Annotated in this window: 19 protein-coding genes; 6 read left to right on the forward strand and 13 right to left on the reverse strand. The window is 43.1% G+C overall.

What is annotated here, in order from left to right; genetic code table 11:
* Positions 1-354 (forward strand): transketolase-like TK C-terminal-containing protein (locus tag AACT23_RS17300; protein WP_303396284.1); only part of this gene is annotated, 354 nt, incomplete at its 5' end.
* Between the two features lie 113 nt (positions 355-467).
* Here AACT23_RS17300 and AACT23_RS17305 read toward each other — a convergent pair.
* Positions 468-1,085 (reverse strand): OmpA family protein, encoded by a 618-nt coding sequence (locus AACT23_RS17305; protein WP_013867846.1) that lies wholly within the window; start codon positions 1,083-1,085, stop codon positions 468-470.
* Between the two features lie 154 nt (positions 1,086-1,239).
* On the opposite strand from AACT23_RS17305, the gene AACT23_RS17310 reads away from it, so the two are divergent.
* Both AACT23_RS17310 and AACT23_RS17315 read left to right on the forward strand, forming a co-directional pair.
* Positions 1,240-1,866 carry a thiol:disulfide interchange protein DsbA/DsbL gene (locus AACT23_RS17310; RefSeq protein ID WP_094130126.1) on the forward strand — a complete coding sequence of 209 codons (627 nt, stop codon included), beginning with the start codon at positions 1,240-1,242 and terminating at the stop codon, positions 1,864-1,866.
* Between the two features lie 19 nt (positions 1,867-1,885).
* Entirely contained in the window at positions 1,886-2,359 is a 474-nt protein-coding gene (locus AACT23_RS17315) for an FKBP-type peptidyl-prolyl cis-trans isomerase (protein WP_017046439.1), read from the forward strand.
* Positions 2,360-2,386: 27 nt separating this feature from the next.
* On the opposite strand, the gene AACT23_RS17320 is transcribed toward AACT23_RS17315, so the two are convergent.
* Positions 2,387-2,992 (reverse strand): beta-phosphoglucomutase family hydrolase, encoded by a 606-nt coding sequence (locus AACT23_RS17320; protein WP_017046438.1) that lies wholly within the window; start codon positions 2,990-2,992, stop codon positions 2,387-2,389.
* Between the two features lie 194 nt (positions 2,993-3,186).
* On the opposite strand from AACT23_RS17320, the gene AACT23_RS17325 reads away from it, so the two are divergent.
* Complete coding sequence (locus tag AACT23_RS17325) at positions 3,187-4,959, forward strand: methyl-accepting chemotaxis protein (RefSeq protein WP_176428697.1); 1,773 nt, start codon at positions 3,187-3,189, stop codon at positions 4,957-4,959.
* A gap of 96 nt (positions 4,960-5,055) precedes the next feature.
* Here AACT23_RS17325 and AACT23_RS17330 read toward each other — a convergent pair whose 3' ends face one another.
* The gene (locus AACT23_RS17330) at positions 5,056-5,625 is read right to left on the reverse strand and encodes a YceI family protein (protein WP_013867851.1); all 570 of its coding nucleotides are present in this window, start codon (positions 5,623-5,625) and stop codon (positions 5,056-5,058) included.
* The gene (locus tag AACT23_RS17335; RefSeq protein WP_013867852.1) at positions 5,622-6,161 is read right to left on the reverse strand and encodes a cytochrome b; all 540 of its coding nucleotides are present in this window, start codon (positions 6,159-6,161) and stop codon (positions 5,622-5,624) included. The genes AACT23_RS17330 and AACT23_RS17335 overlap by 4 nt, the downstream gene beginning before the upstream one ends.
* Positions 6,162-6,502: 341 nt before the next feature.
* Between AACT23_RS17335 and AACT23_RS17340 the strand changes: the two genes are divergently transcribed.
* Both AACT23_RS17340 and AACT23_RS17345 read left to right on the forward strand, forming a co-directional pair.
* Entirely contained in the window at positions 6,503-7,138 is a 636-nt protein-coding gene (locus AACT23_RS17340) for a hypothetical protein (RefSeq protein ID WP_026027861.1), read from the forward strand.
* Between the two features lie 281 nt (positions 7,139-7,419).
* A complete protein-coding gene (locus AACT23_RS17345; protein ID WP_013867855.1) occupies positions 7,420-8,211 on the forward strand; it encodes an EAL domain-containing protein in 792 nt (263 codons plus the stop codon).
* A 116-nt stretch (positions 8,212-8,327) separates the two neighbouring features.
* Here the strand turns inward: AACT23_RS17345 and AACT23_RS17350 are convergent, their stop codons facing one another.
* The 9 genes from AACT23_RS17350 to nrdD form a co-directional block, all read right to left on the reverse strand.
* Complete coding sequence (locus tag AACT23_RS17350; protein WP_094130131.1) at positions 8,328-9,920, reverse strand: ABC transporter ATP-binding protein; 1,593 nt, start codon at positions 9,918-9,920, stop codon at positions 8,328-8,330.
* On the reverse strand, positions 9,917-10,960 hold the full coding sequence (locus AACT23_RS17355) for an ABC transporter permease (RefSeq protein ID WP_017046433.1): 1,044 nt from the start codon (positions 10,958-10,960) through the stop codon (positions 9,917-9,919). Before AACT23_RS17355 ends, AACT23_RS17350 begins: the two co-directional genes overlap by 4 nt.
* Positions 10,957-12,042, reverse strand: a complete 1,086-nt coding sequence (locus AACT23_RS17360) for a microcin C ABC transporter permease YejB (RefSeq protein ID WP_013867858.1) — start codon at positions 12,040-12,042, stop codon at positions 10,957-10,959. The genes AACT23_RS17355 and AACT23_RS17360 overlap by 4 nt, the downstream gene beginning before the upstream one ends.
* Positions 12,043-12,051: 9 nt before the next feature.
* Positions 12,052-13,869 (reverse strand): extracellular solute-binding protein, encoded by a 1,818-nt coding sequence (locus AACT23_RS17365; RefSeq protein WP_255211897.1) that lies wholly within the window; start codon positions 13,867-13,869, stop codon positions 12,052-12,054.
* A gap of 251 nt (positions 13,870-14,120) precedes the next feature.
* Positions 14,121-15,068, reverse strand: a complete 948-nt coding sequence (locus AACT23_RS17370; protein ID WP_038148427.1) for an exopolyphosphatase — start codon at positions 15,066-15,068, stop codon at positions 14,121-14,123.
* A gap of 315 nt (positions 15,069-15,383) precedes the next feature.
* On the reverse strand, positions 15,384-16,007 hold the full coding sequence (locus AACT23_RS17375) for an ATP-dependent zinc protease family protein (RefSeq protein ID WP_094130137.1): 624 nt from the start codon (positions 16,005-16,007) through the stop codon (positions 15,384-15,386).
* 28 nt (positions 16,008-16,035) lie between these two features.
* Positions 16,036-17,217, reverse strand: a complete 1,182-nt coding sequence (locus AACT23_RS17380; protein WP_094130140.1) for an amino acid aminotransferase — start codon at positions 17,215-17,217, stop codon at positions 16,036-16,038.
* Between the two features lie 62 nt (positions 17,218-17,279).
* Entirely contained in the window at positions 17,280-17,747 is a 468-nt protein-coding gene (nrdG, locus tag AACT23_RS17385) for an anaerobic ribonucleoside-triphosphate reductase-activating protein (RefSeq protein ID WP_017047206.1), read from the reverse strand.
* A 23-nt stretch (positions 17,748-17,770) separates the two neighbouring features.
* On the reverse strand, positions 17,771-19,891 hold the full coding sequence (nrdD, locus tag AACT23_RS17390; RefSeq protein WP_026028505.1) for an anaerobic ribonucleoside-triphosphate reductase: 2,121 nt from the start codon (positions 19,889-19,891) through the stop codon (positions 17,771-17,773).
* Positions 19,892-20,019 lie beyond the last annotated feature (128 nt).

A 20,019-nucleotide genomic window follows, 5' to 3' on the forward strand; every position in this document is an offset into this window, starting at 1 on the left:
GGTCAGCCTGAGCTTATCCTGATTGCCACTGGCTCTGAAGTTGAACTGGCGGTAAAAGCCGCAGAGCAACTTACAGCAGAAGGTAAGAAAGTGCGCGTAGTTTCGATGCCATCGACCGATGCGTTTGATAAACAAGACGCAGCCTACCGCGAAGCCGTACTACCAGCCGCCGTGACTAAGCGTATTGCAATTGAAGCAGGCATTGCCGACTTCTGGTACAAGTACGTTGGTTTTGGCGGCAAGATCATTGGTATGACCACTTTCGGTGAGTCAGCACCAGCGGATCAACTGTTCAAAATGTTCGGCTTTACAACTGAAAACGTGGTGAAACAAGCACAAGAGTTGCTTGCTTAAGTCTTCTTATTTTTAATGCAAAAGCCCAGCGATTCATCCGCTGGGCTTTTTTGATCTTGTCGCGTGTGAAAAGAGATACATCACTTAAAAGGCACGCCACCAAAAGGCATAACTTAATTATTGGAAACAATAAATAACACTTCCACACGACGGTTACATGCTTTACCTGCATTGGTTTTATTCGTACAAGCCGGAACGTATTCACCATATCCACGGGTAAAAATAGAGTCCATCGCCACATTACTTTTCACTAAAGTGTTCTTTACCGCTTTCGCTCGACGTTCAGACAAACCATCATTAAAAGTTGGCGCTCCACTACTGTCCGTATGGCCATCAATCACAATATCAATACCGGGTTCTGAGGCTAAATAACGTCCCATCATAGTAAGCCAATCACCAGAGCCAGAGGAGACGGTGGACGAGCCCGTTTCAAATTTCACCGTATCTTTCAATTTAACCATAATGTGGTTACCTGGGAGAACCTCGTAATCAACGCCATTCTTCAATAAAAAACTTTGCAAAGAATCATAGCTACTCACGCGCTGCTGTCCCATCGGGCCTTGAACACCTGTTGAAGCAATCTTCGGCGCATAGCCCCATTCGGGATAGAGCACGTCAAAATCACCTTTTGGCGCTGCATCCAATAGATTGTCGCTAAACATCCGATCTGCGGTGGCTAATGTTCCACACCCCGTTAACAACATCAATAACGGTAAGGCTAAATACTTCATTCAAGCATCACTCCATTCTCTTACTACCTAAACTGTATCGGCCAAGACTGTAAAACTTTATATATATTTGGTAGCAATTTCGTGGTTGTTTCTGTTTTCCTTGTCACGGTAAGCCGTTAGAATTCAAGTATTCTTTTTTAACTCAATACTCGTTATGAAAAAAAACACACGCTATTGGTTGACTCTCATCACAACACTACTGATTCTAGCAGGCTGCGGTGACAACACTACGCCACAAAAAGGGAAACAATATGATGAGCTTCCCGTAAGTCTTGCAACATACCGCCTGCCAGCCGTCACGGAAGTGTTTTCGCTGACTTGCGGACACTGTCGTTCAATGGAAAAGGTCATCCCAGAGCTAGAGAAAATAACAGGCGAAAAATTTGGTAAACTGCATGTCACCTTTAACGAAGGCGCACAGATTGGAGCCATGATTTACTATTCAGCCGTGATGCAACTGGGAGCAATTCCCGATCATGCCATGATGGAACAGCTATTTTCGGTCGTGCAAATGGATGAAGAAGTAACGTTAAGTGAGCGTAAAGAAGCGATTGATTTGGCCTTCAGCCAGCGAGGGCTAATCAGCCCGTATTCGTTAGATGATGAGCAGCAAAAACAGTTATTCCAAGAGATTCAGCTCGCTGATGATATTTCAGTAAAAGGCCAAATCAATGCCGTTCCAACCTTTATTGTGAAAGGCAAATATTTAGTCATCACCTCCGGTCATAAAGATGTAGCAGATATCGCGAATACCATCTCATATTTATTGACTCACCCCTAATCCACAAGGCTTTAAAAATATGTCTAAATTTGTATTTCCAATTATTATTTTTTTACTGGCTGGCTTTTTTATCTATCGTACGTGGAATAACCACAAAATTGCCGATGAAAATTTTGCTAAAGGCCAAGCGTTTTTGGCTGAAAATACTCAGCAAGATGGCGTGATAACAACCGAAAGTGGCCTACAATATCTCGTACTCCAACAAGGTACTGGCACCGTTCATCCGAAAGCCAACAGTCGTGTAAAAGTGCATTACCACGGTACTTTACTTGACGGTTCGGTGTTTGATAGCTCGGTTGAACGTAACGACCCGATTGTGTTTGGTTTGAAGCAGGTGATTCAAGGCTGGCAGGAAGGCCTACAACTGATGGTGGAAGGACAAAAAATGCGCCTGTTCATACCCAGTAATTTAGGTTATGGCAAAAGTGGCAGCGGCCCTATCCCACCGGCATCCGTACTAATTTTTGATGTGGAATTAATTGAAATCCAGTAAAGCGGTGTTGAGCCGCATTACGCGGCTCTATTCTTGAGAAGGGACTGGATAAAACACCAGTTTTCCTTCCTCTACCATCACACAATCCATTCCTCCAGCGTGAGCGGCTTGTTTACCCAAATGAGTATCTTCAAACACCACACAATGCTTAGGTTCGAGATCTAATAAAAAGGCTGCACGCAAAAATGTATCTGGATTCGGTTTATGGTTTTCAACATCAGACGCCGTTACTACAGCATCAAAGCGATTTAATAGCCCAGACTTTTTAAGCAATGCGAGTGCACTTTGCCTTTGGCTTCCAGTCCCAATCGCAAGCTTCTTTTTACCATAAAACTGCTCAACAACTTCATGGGTACAAGAAATTACCTCGCCACTATTTTCGATAGAAGAAAATGCCGCCATTTTAAATTGAGCGACCAGCTCTGGCACCAATTTGAGATCGTGCAGCTTATTGATTTGTGAAACGATTTTAGCACTAGGCATGCCACCTAAACTGTGCAACCACTGTTCTGAGAATGGGAAGCGAAAATGTTGCGCTGTTTTTGACCAAGCCTCTAAATGCGCTGGCATGGTGTCAAGCAACGTACCATCCATATCAAAAATAAGCCCTTGGTAATTTTCTAATTCAATCATGTTTACAGAGTGCCTCTAACAAATTCTATGGGAATCAACAAAATAAAAGTTCCAATATTGTGTCACGATAATGAATGTAATTTATATTTTTGCGTTCATTGATATACGCTTCATTTAATCCTAACATTCTAATTAAACATACTAATAATTACATTTTCATCAATTATTGTCATTTTACTTAGGTGTATAATCTCATGAGTATCAAACAAAAATTATATTCACTGGGTGCTATTGCGGTTATCGGGGTTCTGGTAATGTTAGCCACTACCACACATTTTTCCCAAACCACCGAAACGCTCAATCAAGCCATTAACTTAGTCGATAAACTTGAAATTAGACTGCTCAATTTGCGGCGCAATGAGAAAGATTTTCTTCTGCGAAGCGACGTGAAATACCTTGAAACCTTTAAAAAAAACAGCACTCTTTTTTTAGATCTGGAACAGCAACTTTCCCTCATCCTGTTAGATCGAGATCTCCCCTCTAGTAGCCAACTCCGACAAAATCTTTTGGCTTATAAACAAGGTTTTGAAAAATTGGTGCAGGCTTATAGCCTATACGGATTAAATGAAAGATCCGGCCTTTTAGCCACTTATTTACAAGCATTGGAGACCATAAAAGCTAATGCTGATGATGCATTACTTTTAGAGCTGATGGCGTTTGATCAAAGCGTGCAGGTTGGAGAGCTGCAAAACAGCGCAGTGACTAACCGTTTTCCGGCATTAGCACAGGCCGCCCAACAGCTTGTCGATCAGAAAAAAGTGATTGGTTTGAAATATAATCAAGGGCTACTTGGTGAAGTACGTAACCTTTCTCATAATGTTGAACAACAGTTTGTCACCTTTTCTGAAGTGTTAAATAAAGAGATTACAAGTATTGAGCAAGAAATTAACTATGTGAAGCAAGGGCTCAGTGCGTTAGTGATCGTGCTAATCCTTGGATTTATTCTCCAAATAGCGCGCTCCATTAACGTGCAAGTGAGTAAGTTGTTGTCAGTGATGCAAATGATTTCAAACAGCAACAACATCAGTTTGCGTGTTGAACTGACTGGCCGCAACGAGTTGGTATCGATCGCAACTTATTTTAATACCTTACTCGATAAGTTCGAAACTCTTATCGCTGGCTCTCAAACAAAGTCTCACCAGCTATCGAACAGTACATCAAGTATGCATAACGAATTAGAAGATGTGATTGAACAGTTTCACGTTCAGGCTGACCACACCACGACAATGGCAACGGCCGTTCAAGAAATGGTGTCCACCATCAGCGAAATTTCAGAAAGTACCAGTGTAGCGGTAGAAGGTGTACACAAAGCCGCGCACAATGCTCAGCAAGGGCGTTTGGTGGTGGAATCAACGGTAAAAAATGTCGATGAACTCTCACGAACATTGGAAAAAAGTCAAATCTCCATCGCCTCATTGAACAAGCATGTCGAACAAATTGGCGGTGCTGTTAACATCATTCAAGGTATCGCAGAGCAGACCAATTTACTGGCATTAAATGCCGCGATTGAAGCCGCTCGCGCCGGAGAACAAGGCAGAGGCTTTGCTGTGGTCGCCGATGAAGTCCGCGCACTTGCCAGCCGCACGCATCAGTCAACGGAAGAGATCACCAATGTCGTTTCTGCAATTCAAAGCCAAATGAGCACCGTTGTCACTGATATTGCGCAATGCAACACTCAAGGCCATGCGACGCTAACGGCTTCAGGAGAACTGGATAATAGTTTACGTCAGATTCTCTCTGACATGGAAATGATACAAAGTAACTCTGAGCGAATCGCCTCTGCAATTGAAGAACAAGGCATTGTGATGAACCAAGTCAGTGAATCGATCACCGAACTTAACTCTATCTCTGATAATAATATGCACTCAGCCAAACAGTGTTTGATTGAAGTCGATATCGTTTCCAAACAAGCAAACGACATGGACAACGCGGTCGCCGAATTCCAGACTCAGAAATCCGTCAGTTAGCCAATGTATAGAGATAAAATATAGCGAGAGTTAGTGAAAAGGGTCTAGAGTTAGACCCTTTTATTCATGTTTGCTTAAAGCATAACAAGATGTGGATTACTTTTGTATTCCTTCAACATAGAGTTCCATATCGACATAGCTTGAAGCGCCCATTACTGCAATATTGAAATCCGCGAGTTCGATACGTGTTGTCCCCGAAAAACCAGCGCGTTGGCCACCCCATGGGTCTTTACCTGCACCAATAAATTCTGCATCAATAGTAATGGGTTTGGTTTGACCATGCAGAGTAAGATCACCGAGCACTTCTAGTTTACCATTCCCTTTATCAACCACTTGAGTACTGGTAAACGTGGCTTGTGAATATTTTGATGCATCAATGAAATCAGCACTACGAATATGTTTATCACGTTCAGCATGGTTACTATCCAGGCTGCGAGTATCCACATTAACTTTCACTTTTGAGCTTGCAAGGTCGTTAGGATCGTAGGAAAACTCACCATCAAACTTGTTAAAGCGGCCCTTGGTAAAGCTATAACCAAGATGGCTGACTTTAAAGTTAATTGAAGCATGCGCACCTTTGGTATCTATAACATAGTCAGCAGCGTTTGCACCTAGCGGCATGAGTGTTGCGAAAGCCAATCCAGTAGCAAGTAACGTTTTCTTCATTTAGAAGCTCCTATCATTTTTCGTAGCGTATCGTCTTTATCAATAAAATGGTGCTTGAGTGCGGCAACAGCGTGCACGCCTGCTAAAATAATCAGCGTCCAAGCTGCGTAAAAGTGAACCGTACCAGAGAGATCGGCTTGTCCTTCAAACAACAAGCCCATACTTGGTACAGTAAACCAATTGAAAACATCAATCCCTCGGCCATCTTCTGTTGAGATCAAATAGCCTGATACAAACAGCGTCATCAATAATAAATACATTAATCCGTGCGCCGCTTTAGCCGCAATGCGCTCATAGTGGCCGCCACCAATGGCAGGAGAGACACTCACCAACTTCCATAGTATGCGGAACAGGGTGACCGCGAGCAGCAACAAACCGACAGATTTATGCCAATGTGGCGCGGTGTTATACCATTGACTGTAATAGGTTAACTCAACCATCCAGATCCCAACACCAAACATACCAATGATAACGAGTGCGGATAACCAATGGATAAGACGCGTGACTAAGTTGTAATTTTTAACTTCAGTTGTCATAAATTTTCTAAACCAGCAAGTGAAACAGCAACAAAGTGAATTGAATCTATATTCTAGCCTAAATTATTAACACAGTATTTACCATACTTTACATTGTGGACATACTTTAGTACTGATTGAGTTATTCGAAAAAACTGAAGGAACTTATTGTGGATATAGATAACCACGACTTAGGCTCAAACACCTTGAAACAACGGTAGCTTCAAATCATAAGGGTATAACACCTGTAGAATGCTCGTATTAGAAGAATAGTGTGAAAGATCAAGAACTCGCCATTTGCTGCTCGTGCTTGTTGATAACTGTGGTAATCTTGCTTGGCTTTATTAAAGGAGAACAACGAGTTGCTATTGGATATACTCACGCAAAGCGTCAACGAATTTCAAGCTGACTGTCTAAAACTTTGTGAAAAGCACTACCCCACCATACACAACCAAGGAATGAGTGAACATCACTTAGGACTGGCTTTTGCTCGCAGGTTGGCTCGTACACTCAGTGAATTTGGGCACCCATGCCACTATTCTGTTATTGAATCAATCCCTCAGCGAGACATGCCACACCATTACCGAGTGAGCAGTGATGCCGGAACGGTATGGATCCTGACTCACCATATGGTCAGTGCAGGTAAAACCTGTCGAGAAAAGTTGATGCAAGACATTGCGCAGTGGAAATATGAGTACGCTTACGCGATTCAACCGAATGATTTACTGTTATTACTGACCGATCACTGGATCAGTCGTAGCCAAAAAAGTCGCGAGTTACTTCATTGGTGGACAGGGCAATTACCCGATGAAATAGATCAATACCTCGCACAAGGTATCACGCTGTATGAAAGTGACTCATTGCTAACTCAATCTTTAGAGAACCGTTTTCAAATTAGCCCTTGTTATATTAAATTTAGCCATCCTTTAAAACGCTCTAAAAACCAGCAACTAGTCCGAAAATACGTTCAATTATATGCCGTATTACAATGGGCGTAACGTAAACAAACCGCCCTCATTTTCTTCCAAGTTCTAGATTTTACCTTATTACCCTCTTCATTGGGCTGTCTTCTGATTTAGCACACACTCAATCAATTGAGCCTGCCGCATCACATTCACTAAATAATTCAATATTTGTGACGCTGTTTTGACAACCCACAAATTTTCATCTTAGCCAAAGGTACAATTGACAAAGGTCAAGGTGAGTCAATAATATGGCATGGCATATTGGCGCTCGGATGCTTCAAGCAAAAATTAATGATTAGGATGTCGAAAATTGTATGCTTTTAACTAACAAAACTCAGTTTTCAAAATGCATGTCTCTGGATTCCGATGGCCAGTTTATTGCTCATTACCAGCATCTTGTGCTGCGAAGCGTTTTCCAGCCGATATTCTCGCGGGATAACCGTATTGTGGGCGTTGAAGCCCTAGTGAGAATAACCGCCAATGGCAGCACGACCATTCGCCCCGATTGTTTTTTCCATTCCGACACTATTAATCCCATCGACAAACTTAACGTAGAAAGACTCAGCCGAGTTATCCACATCCGAAACTATGCCCTTTCCGAATATCGTCAATGCCAATTATTTCTAAACTTATTGCCTGTCGCGGGCGAATTGTTTGCCATCAGCGACATCAACAAAGCATTGCTATGCGATCGCCTCAAAGAACTGCATATAGAACATAATCAACTGGTCATGGAATTGATTGAAATCGATTCAGAAAATGAAAGCAAGCTGCAATGCGCAACGCAAAGTCTGGCTGCAAATGGTTTTAAAATTGCCATTGATGATTTTGGTACTCAAGCCTCAACACCACAACGGGTTAATTTGGTGACGCCTGATATCATCAAATTTGATCGAAGCTTATTACTCAAATATATGCAAGGTGATTGTGACCCACTTATGGATGGCATTACCCTTGCGAAACAGAATGGTTCCAATACCGTTGTAGAAGGCATCGAAACCCAAGCGCAACTCGAAGCAATGCAAAAACTCGATATTGATATGTTTCAAGGCTATTTTTTAGCCATGCCGGAAGCGATAGTACCAGCCATTAAGATGGCCATTTAATAACGATATTCTTTACATGCGCGTAGCGCCCCAACTTTACCGCTACTTTCAATATTCACTCACTGTTTTCCTAGCGACAACATCACGTTATTTAACTGTATGACATAGCGTGATGTTTAATAAGAAAAGGAAATAAGCTCTTGGGTATAAGGGTGCTGAGGATTGAGAAACAGCTGTTGCGTTTCCCCTTGCTCAACGACTTCACCCTGTTTCATCACCATAGTGTAGTGGCATAATGATTTCACCACATGTAAATCATGGCTAATGAACAAGTACGTTAATCCATATTTTTGTTGCAGCGATTTAAGCAAATCCAACACTTGCGCTTGAATCGTACGATCTAAAGAAGAAGTTGGTTCATCAAGTAAAATGAACTCAGGTTTAAGCACCAATGCCCGAGCAATCGCGATACGTTGTCGTTGCCCACCTGAAAACTCATTGGGATAACGGTAGCGAGTGGCTGGGTCGAGTTCAACTTCTCGCATCACATCACAAATCATTCGTTCAACAGTTTGTCGATCATAACGGCTATGAACCTCTAACCCTTCACCAATAATCTGCGCCACCGACATTCTCGGATTCAGTGCTGAAAATGGATCTTGAAAAACGACTTGCATCTTGCTGCGATAAGGTAACATAGCTTTCCTATCTAACCCTTGCAGCTCATTATTGTCGTAACAAATCGAGCCTTCCGAATGGACTAATTTTAGTATCGCCATACCAGTGGTCGATTTACCCGAACCGCTCTCGCCAACAATTCCTAATGAATGTCCTCTTTTAAGCTTAAACTGCATGTCGGTGACAGCTTTAATATGCGAGACCGTGCGCTTGAATAAGCCGCCAGTGATGGGAAACCAGACTTTGAGATGCTGAAGCTGCACTAGAATTGGGTTGTCAGGGTTTACGTCAACGGGCAAACCTCGAGGATCGGATTCAATCAATTTTTTGGTATAAGAGTGAGAGGGTGATGAGAACAGCGTTTTGGCATCATTCACCTCGATCACTTGCCCATTTTGCATCACTGCAACGCGATCAGCGATACGCTTAACAATACTGAGATCATGAGTAATGAACAACATGGCCATACCCAGTTCTTGTTGCAGGTTTTTAAGTAGATCTAATATTTGCGCCTGAACAGAAACATCAAGCGCAGTGGTCGGCTCATCAGCAATCAGTAATTCAGGCTCATTGATCAAAGCCATCGCAATCATGACTCGCTGGCGTTCTCCCCCAGAAAGTTCATGTGGATAAGCATTGATCTTAATTTCTGGCGATCGAATACCCACTTTTTCTAACCATGCAATGGCCAACTGACGTGCTTTGCTGCCTCTTAGTCCTCGATGAATCTCCACAACTTCGATCAACTGTTTACCAACTTTGTGCAGAGGGTTGAGTGAGACCATTGGCTCTTGGAAAATCATACCAATCCGCCCGCCTCGTATACATCTTAATTGCCTCTCGCTACAGTTCAACGTGTTGATACCATCAAAAAAGATCTCCCCTTGCAAATAGTGGGCAGCACTTTTCGGTAACAACTTCAAAATTGCATTCGCCGTCACTGATTTACCAGAACCACTTTCCCCCACCAGCGCTAAGGTTTCTCCTGCGGAGAGAGAAAGTGACACTGCTTTAATCACAGCTTCAACATTGTCTTTTTGACCAAACCCGACCGAAAGATTTTGGATAGAGAGTACGGTTTTACTCATCATCTTCTCCCTGTCGAATGCGGGTCAAAGGCATCGCGTACTGCTTCGCCGATAAAGACCAATAATGTCAGCATTAACGAGAGCACCACAAATGCTGAAATACCTAACCATGGAGCTTGTAAATTGGCTTTCCCTTGCGCCAATAATTCGCCCAAAGAGGGCGAGCCGACTGGCAAGCCAAAACCGAGAAAATCTAAGGATGTTAAAGTCGTAACTGAGCCTGAAAGAATAAAGGGCATCATGGTTAAAGAAGCCACCATCGCGTTAGGTAGCATGTGGCGAAGCATAATGCGGCGATCACTCACACCCATCGCTTGCGCAGCCCGCACATAATCAAAATTACGACAGCGTAAAAACTCCGCTCTCACCACGCCCACTAAACTCATCCAACTAAAAAGCACCATAATACCAAGCAACCACCAAAAATTCGGTTCGACGAAACTCGATAAAATGATCAGCAGAAAAAGCGTTGGCATCCCTGACCAAACTTCAATAAAACGTTGCCCAAGTAAATCAAGCCAACCGCCATAATAACCTTGAGTGGCACCAACGATAACGCCTATCACTGACGAGACGAGTGTTAATACAAAGCCAAACAAAACCGAAATACGAAACCCGTAAATAATACGAGCCAGCACATCGCGCCCTTTATCATCAGTACCAAGCCAGTTCACTGAATCTGGCGCTGACGGCACTGCATTATTGATATTAAAGTTGATGGTGTCGTAACTAAATGGGATCAATGGCCAAACAATAAAGCCTTTTTGTTCAATCAGATCGATGACGTAAGGATCGGTATAATCCGCTTCGGTTTCAAACTCACCACCAAAACGAGTTTCTGCATATTGTTGAAAGGTCGGGAAAAACCACTGCTGATCGTACTCAACCAAAAGGGGTTTATCATTTGCAATCAGCTCAGCAAATAGGCTCACCACAAATAAAAGCGTAAACAACCATAGTGAATAAAAACCGCGCCGATTGGACTTAAAACCGTGCCAGCGCAATACGTTTAATGGGTTGGACAGCCTTTTTTTTACCATCATGAACGAGCCTCAAAGTCGATTCGAGGATCAACCCAAATATAGGTCAAATCGGAAATGATGCTGAGGACTAATCCAAGTAACGTCATGATGTATAAAGAACTAAACACTACAGGATAATCCCGTTGAATGGTCGATTCAAAACCAAGTAGCCCTATACCTTCCAGTGAAAACATCACTTCAATCAGCATCGAACCGGTGAAAAATATGCTGATAAAAGCACTCGGAAAACCGGCAATAATAATCAGCATCGCATTACGAAAAACGTGCTGATAAAGAATACGTCCTTCATCCAGTCCTTTTGCTCGAGCCGTCACCACATACTGTTTGTTGATCTCATCAAGAAATGAGTTTTTCGTTAGCATACTCAAAGTGGCAAACCCACCGATCACCATTGCAAAGATGGGCAAAGCCAAATGCCAAAAATAGTCGCCAATTTGTTGATACCAAGTCAGATCAGCAAAATTATTTGATACTAAACCACGCAGTGGGAACCAGCTGAAATAATTTCCACTGGCAAAAATAATGATCAAAATAATCGCAAACAAGAAGCCCGGAATAGCGTAACCGATGATAACCACTGCGCTTGACCATACATCAAACCTTGAGCCATGGTGAATGGCTTTTAAAATTCCGAGAGGAATGGAGATAAGGTAGATGATCAGCGTACTCCACAGCCCTAAAGAGATCGAAACGGGTAAACGCTCAGTGATCAAATCAATAACATTGCCTCCTTTGAATAAGCTGTCACCAAAATTAAAGGTTGCGTAATTTTTTAGCATTTCAAAATAACGGACATGAAGAGGCTTATCGAAACCAAACTGTTTTTTTATCGCTTCGACTACCTCGGGGTCTAAACCTCGGGAACCTTTATATCCTCCAGTGTTAGCCGACAGCGACATATCCACCTCTTGGCCGCCTCCAGTAAATCGCTCCATAATTCCGTCACCATGCCCTTCCATTTGTGCAATCGCTTGCTCAACTGGGCCTCCGGGGGCAATTTGGATGATAAAAAAATTAATGGTAATAATCGCCCACAGCGTGGGCACAACGAGCAGCAATCGGCGGAAAATATAAGCAGTCATTGCATCCTCTTAACGGCGTTTTTCTGGTAGCAATTGCGCTTTCTGCTCCGAAACCCACCAAGTATCAAGACCAATATCATATTTTGGCATCACACTAGGGCGCTCGAATTTGTCCCAAGTTGCGATACGATATTGGCTCAGATACCACTGTGGGATCAGATAAAAATTCCATTGTAGAACGCGATCTAATGCTCGGCCTAAAGGCAATAATTTTTCTGGATGCTCTTGATTGGCGGCAATTCGTTCAGTGAGGAAGTCGACAACAGGGTCTGACACTCCAGCACGATTGTACGTGGAATCGATGTAGTTTGAATTCCAGATAATCAACAAGTTAGGACTTGGGTAAGGATTAGCGGCATAGGCCGACGAAAGCATGTCAAAATCTCTATCGCGCAAACGCTTAAGATATTGTGTGGTATCCACTGAGCGAATCTTCATCTCGATACCAAGCTGTTTTAGATTTTTTTGCAAAGGAATAGCAATACGTTCCGTGGTCGGACTGTAGATCAATAACTCAAACTCAAACGCTTTACCCGTTTCTTTATGGGTCATCACTTTATCTTTCAGCTCCCACCCCGCCTCTTTGAGCAATTGAAAAGCGACTCGTAGTTGTTGACGAATACGACCAGACCCATCCGTCACTGGTGGTTGGTATTCTTGGGTAAAAACACGTTCTGGGATCTTATCTTTTAGTGGTGTAAGAATAGTGAGTTCATCAGTAGAGAGAAGACCTTTCGCTTCATACTCTGTGTTTTGAAAATAGCTACGCGTTCGTGAGTATTGATCGTAGAACATATTTTTGTTCATCCATTCAAAATCCATCGCATAAGTCAAAGCCTCGCGCACTTTCGGATCACTAAACACTTCTCGTTGAATATTAAATACAAAACCTTGGGTTGACGCTGGGCTATTATGCGCGATCGCTTCTTTCTTGATGAATCCTTTATCAAAGTTCAATCCAGTGTATGAGCTGGCCCAAAACTTCGCCGAACTCTCTTGGCGAATATCAAATTCCCCAGCTTTAAATGCCTCAAGCATTACGGTATCGTCGCGGTAATAGTCGTATTGGATCTGCTTGAAATTATGTCGCCCAATGCTGACTGGTAAGTTGGCAGCCCAATAATCTTCCTGCAACTCATAAGTAACACTCTGCCCAGTTTGATAACGTACGACTTTATAAGGACCGCTGCCGACTGGCGGTTCATTTAATGGTTCTGCTAAGTTTTTATCCTGCCAATAGTGCTTAGGCAACACTTGAGTTGATTGAGCCAAACTAAAAAGCTTTTCTCTATTAGGTTCTGACATCTCAATACGAACCGTTAAAGGATGGATCGCCGTTACCGATTTAACCGCTTTGTAAAACAGTCGATATTGAGGCACCCCTTCTGTCATGAACTTGTTGAACGTAAACTCAACATCTTGCGCGGTGATCGGTTTACCGTCTTGAAAACGTGCGTTCGGGTTGATATCTAGTTCTAGCCACGAATAGTCATCAGAATAACGAACTTTAGAAGCAATCAATGGATAATAGGTATCAATTTCGTCGCTGGGCGCAAACATCAGTGAATCATAAAGCTCACCACTGCCTGCCGCCGGAGCGCCTCGGGAAGCAAAGCGGTTAAAATTGTCGTAAGTACCTACCTCGCCATAAGTTACTTTTCCGTACTTAGGTGCGCTTGGATTAACATAATCGAAATGAGAAAAATTGGCGGGATATTTGGCTTGCCCAACGCCGGATAATGTTGTGGTTTCTACAACATCCGCAGTCGCCAAAGCACTCATCAGCAGCACAGTCACACCTAACAGCGTAGGCTTAATTTTTCTCATACTAGAATCCTTCCATTGATAACTTCGCGACATTCCATCAGTGTAAACTATTAATAATTCAGTCACTTGGGTAAGTATAGAGAAAAATAAGATTTACGAAACCCCAAGCTGCAATTATAACGAAACAACTTGGCATTGCTGGTAGGTGATGAGCCGCAATAAGAATTGGTAACTTTGTGGTTTTAGGAACGAAACGTATAGAAAACGCCGCGATGAGATAAAAAGCCCTGCCATGCAGGGCTTCACCGGCTTTAACCATCTGTGGTAATTTGGCTGATCAGCTCTTTTTCTACCTGCTCGGCCATTTCAAGAGCAATTTGGCACGTTCCAGCCGCTTGATGGCCTCCACCACCATATTTGAGCATTAATCCGCCCACATTGGTTTTAGAGCCACGATCAAAAATAGATTTCCCCGTAGCAAACACGATATTTTGCTTCTGAAAGCCCCACATTTTGTGAATCGAGATATTACACTGGGGAAATAAGGCATAAATGATAAACCGATTCCCCGCGTAAATAATTTCTTCGCCCGTCAAATCAAGAATGACAAGGTTTTTATAGACTTTGGCACAACGTTGAATCTGCTGTTTAGATAGAATTTCATGCTCACGGTACAAAGTAACGCGCTCTTGAACGTCCGGCAGAGCAAGAATCTCGGCAATGGAGTGGTTCGCACAGTAGTCGATAAGATCCATCATTAACTGATAATTGGAGATACGAAATTCATGGAAGCGCCCTAAACCTGTTCTTGCATCCATCAGGAAATTCAGTAAATTCCATCCCGCAGAATCAAGCACTTCATCCCGAGTAAACTGCGCGGAGTCACCTTTGTCGACAGCAATCAGCATCTCTTGCCACTGAGAGGGAAACGTATCTAGTCCGCCATAATATTGCCATACTACATGCGCGGCAGACGGCGCGTTTGGATCAATAATATGATTCGGCCTTTCACCTTGATTGCGAATAGTTTCCGATAAGTGATGATCAAAAATTAAGTGAGCATTAGCGACGTAAGGCAGGTTAGTGACAATGTCACGCTCAGTTGTCGTCACCTTCCCATCTTGCATATCCTTTGGGTGAACAAACACGATCTCGTCAATTAGGTTGAGTTTTTTGAGCAACACGGCACAAACCAGCCCATCAAAATCGCTGCGTGTCACTAATCTAAATTTACTTTCAGCTTGTTGATGCTCAGACATAGACAATTTCCTTATTAGCAGTCATATCACTGCTCGGCGTGGGTTTAAGCAGTGTTTTGTATATCAGATCCTGAGTTAACACCTTTTCGGTTTACCAATGCAGGTGGTATGTTTTCATTTTAGACGCCATCGTCTTTTTAACAAACTTAACACAATGGTTTTTAAACATTATTCAACACAGCGCATCATTTTATTGAGCAAATATCGAATAAAGTAATGAGGAATAAAGACTGCTGTTACAACTAGGGAATTGGAGGTAAGAAAAAGCCAGCAACAAGTGCTGGCTGTTAGGTTGAGCTAAGAAGTGAGGTATCTCTATTTACGTTTATCCTGCACGTACTTTCGGCTCACATCAACAAGCGCTACATCTTTAAAGAAACTACGACCAAGTAACAGTGGATAAGTCAGATGTGTACGATCGGCAAGCGTAAATTCGGTTCTCTCTTTGAGATCACCAATTTCAATCCAAGCGACAACGACCGCACGTCTTTGTGTACCCTCTGCACTGGATTGCCGAATTCTGACCCAGCGTTCAACAGGTAAACTTATCTCATCACTTTTGATGTCATCGTGTTCAATCCTGAACTTGACCCAATCATTTCCATCGCGTTCAAAAGCAACAACATCCACGGCACTAATTGAAGAGGTGGCCGCCCCGGTATCGATACGCGCTTTGAAGCTTTCGTTCAAACTCGGCACATAAACCCACTCTTTTTCGCCCAAAATAAGCTTACCATCAGAGGTTTTTTTGGCCTTCACCACAACCACTGGCTCTTTCGAGGGTTTTTCAACCGGTTTTTGTGCCTCAGTATTTTGTTGTTTTGGCTCTTCAACTTTTGGCTTTTGCTCTGGTTGTGTTGAGGTTTGGTTTAGCGTACTGCATGCCATCAAACCAGTACTCAACATTAAAAGAGCAATAAGTTTCAAGTGTTGTTTCATTGACCCACCTAATCAAACTGATAAATATTTAAGAGACATTCACTATGGCTTGAGCAACATACGGAATATGTTGTTCTGATAAGCCTGCAATGTTAATTCGGCCATCACCTACCCCATAGATTCCATATTGATCACGTAGCTGAGCCATCTGTTCTGGAGTAAAGCCTAGCACAGTAAACATCCCTTTGTGACTTTCGATAAAATCGAATTGTGAAGTATTGTGCTGATTTCTCAAATGATTACACAAGGTTTGACGCAGGTTTAACAAACGCTGTTGCATTTCACTTAACTCTTGCTTCCAAATCGCGGTTAATGCTTGATTTTGTAAAATAGTTTTCACCAGTGCAGCACCATGATCGGGCGGCATAGTGTAGGTCGAACGGGCTAACGTTAGTAATTTACCTTTTGCATTCGCTACATCTTGTGCGTTTTTACCGACAACAATCGCGGCGCCAGTTCGTTCTCGGTAGAGACCAAAGTTCTTTGAACAAGAGGTGGTGATCAACATCTCTTCGACGTTGTTTGCCATAAAACGCAGCCCTTTCACATCCTCTTCAAGACCTTCACCAAACCCTTGGTAGGCAACATCAACAAAAGGGATGAAGCCATTTTTCTGCGCAAGACTGGTGATCGCTTGCCATGCGGCGAAATCAATATCCGCGCCGGTTGGGTTATGGCAGCAACCATGGATAAGCACCACATCTTTTGGCCCTGCTTGCGATAAATCATCAAGCATCCGTGCAATATCGACTTGCTTAGTCTCGCGACAGAAGTAAGAATAATATTTCACTTTTAAACCCGCAGCTTCCATCACAGGTTTATGATTGACGTAACTTGGGTCCGTAATCCACACCGTCGTTTCTGGTTGTGCTACGTGCATTAAGTCACCGAGCATACGCAGCGCACCACTTGCTCCGGGCGTTTGAATCGCAGCCACACGATCAAGCACTGAAGTGCCAGACAATAATAAGTTCACCATGCTTTGGTTAAACTCTTCACACCCAGCAAGCCCAACATACGATTTAGTGGTTTGTGTGGCAATCACGTGCTCTTGCGCTTTGGCAATGGCGCGCATAATCGGCGTCTCTCCTTGGCTATTACGATAAACGCCAATGCCTAGGTCAACTTTTTCGCTGCGAGGATCGTTGCGGTATGCAACCGATAATGAAAGTATTGGATCGAGTGTTGGTGTTGGTAAATGTGAAAACATGAAGGTCACAACCCTTTGAAATTCAAGTAATGACCTTCAAGTTAGCACTAGATACATAATTTTTACAGTTTAAATTGATGGATTATTTGATTGGCACTGCCTCGCCATTCTAAGCTTGGATCGGCTTTATCCTGTTCAAATTTTCCATCAATCAAGACATCAACATATTCAATGACTTGTCTTTGAGCATCACTGAGTTCGTTTAGGGTATATCCCGTCCATAACCAGATATCTTTCCCCACACATTCAGTCTTTACTCGTTTAACCAACTGCAAAATAGAAGCAAGGTTTTGCGGGTGTAAGGGATCGCCACCCGACAAGGATAATCCTCGGCGCTTGATGCGCGTGTCGTTCAAATCGGTGATGATCTGCTGCTCTAGTTGCTCATTGTAAGTGTGGCCAGAATGCAGCGACCAAGTCCCTTTGTTGTAACATCCTTTGCACTGATGTTCACAGCCGGAGACGAACAGCGTACAACGCGTCCCCGGGCCATTCACAACATCAATCGGATGATATTGGTGATAATTCATGCCAACAGGTTACTCACTATCACTTACAAGTGTTTAACGCGACGTTTAACTTCTTCTTGTTTACCGAAGTTAAACGGACGAGCATCTGGGCTACCAAGGTAGCCACACACGCGGCGGGTTACGGAGACTTTGGATGAGTCGTGATTACCACATTTAGGACAGGTAAACCCTTTACTCGTACACTCAAATTCGCCAGTAAAACCGCATTCATAGCACTCATCAATTGGCGTATTGGTCCCATAATAAGGAACACGGCTGTAACTGTAATCCCAAACGTTTTCAAGCGCTTCTATGTTTTTCTGCATATTCGGAAACTCTCCATAACAGATAAAGCCACCACTTGAAACCTCTGGGTATGGCATCTCAAAATCAATTTTATCGTATGGATTAACTTTCTTTTGCACATCCAAATGGAAGCTATTAGTGTAATAACCTTTATCCGTTACGCCTTCAATCACACCAAATTCTTTGGTGTCGATACGGCAGAAACGGCTGCAGAGGTTCTCACTTGGCGTACCGTACAAACTGAACGCGTAACCGGTTTCTTCCGCCCATTGGTTAACGGCCCCTTTCAGGTATTTAATGATATCTAACGCGCGATCTCGCAGTTCGCTATCATCATAAACATGTGTATCACTGCCATAGAGCGCGGTAATGGTTTCATGCACACCGATATAGCCCAAAGAGATAGATGCTCGGCCATTTTTGAATATATCGGCAATAGAATCATCGGCTTTTAAACGAACACCACATGCCCCTTCCATATACAAAATAGGTGCGACGCGTGCTTTGACTTTTTCAAGGCGGCTGATGCGAGTTTCTAAAGCACGGCGAGCCAGTTTTAATTTTTTATCGAGTAATGTGTAGAACTGTTCAATATTTCGGCCCGCTTTCAGCGCGATACGAGGTAAATTGAGACTGACTACCCCCAAATTATTCCGCCCTTCGTGAATCAGCTCACCACCTTCTTCATATGTATTTAAGAAGCTGCGGCAACCCATTGGGGTTTTGAATGAACCCGTCACTTCAACTACTTTGTCGTAGTTGAGAATATCCGGGTACATGCGTTTGGTCGCACACTCTAATGCGAGTTGTTTAATGTCATAATTTGGATCTTCCGCTTTATGATTTAAGCCATCTTTGATGGCAAATACCAATTTAGGGAATACAGCCGTTTTACGATTTTTGCCTAAGCCAGCAATGCGATTTTTCAAAATTGACTGTTGAATCAATTTAGAGGCCCAACTGGTCCCTAGACCAAAGCCGAAAGTGACAAACGGAGTTTGCCCATTCGCGGTATGCAAAGTGTTGACTTCATATTCAAGTGACTGGAATGCGTCGTAGCACTCTTTTTCTGTACGAGACATAGCAAAGGCTTCGGGATGATGAATATCCCACTCTTTTGCTATTTCTAGATGCTTGTCGTAACTGGCTGTCACATAAGGTTCAAGCACTTCATCGATACGATTGATGGTGGTGCCGCCGTAAATATGGCTCGCAACCTGAGCGATAATTTGCGCGGTCACTGCAGTGGCGGTTGAAATTGATTTTGGCGTATCAATTTCCGCATTACCCATTTTAAAGCCATGAGTGAGCATGCCTTTTAAATCAATCAGCATGCAGTTAAACATTGGGAAAAAGGGAGCGTAATCCAAGTCATGATAGTGGATATCACCCTCTTCATGCGCTTGCACAATATCACGCGGTAAAATGCGGGTTTTAGCGTAGTGTTTCGCCACAATACCAGCCAGTAAGTCACGCTGCGTTGGGATCACTTTGCCGTCTTTATTCGCATTTTCATTGAGCAGATCAGCATTACTTTCTTCGATAAGGCCTTCAATCTCTTGCGTCAAGGCACTTTGCTTTTCACGCGCGATATCACGATCGTGTCGGTACTCGATGTATGAACGAGCTAATGCTTTATAGGGCCCTTGCATTAGCTCGTTCTCTACTAAGGTTTGAATCTCGGCGATATGGACTTCATCGTAATCTTTGAGCTTCAGTTCTACCGCCAACGCCACATTGAGTGCGTAAATAGCGATCTCTTTATCAATATGTTCAGCTGCACTTTCCACGGCAGATTGAATGCGATCACGGTTGAACGGGGCTCTCGATCCGTCACGTTTGATTACGATAGGTTTCACCATTTCTCCTTACCCCTAGCATACTCACAGAGTTATCCACAAATACACTATATAGAGCAGTTTATTATCCGACTGACACAATATATTGTGGTGCATTTAACGAAAACTCCCAACTCAGGGTATTGATT

Source organism: Vibrio sp. V09_P4A23P171 (genome assembly GCF_963875615.1).
GTDB classification, from domain to species: Bacteria; Pseudomonadota; Gammaproteobacteria; order Enterobacterales; family Vibrionaceae; genus Vibrio; species Vibrio anguillarum.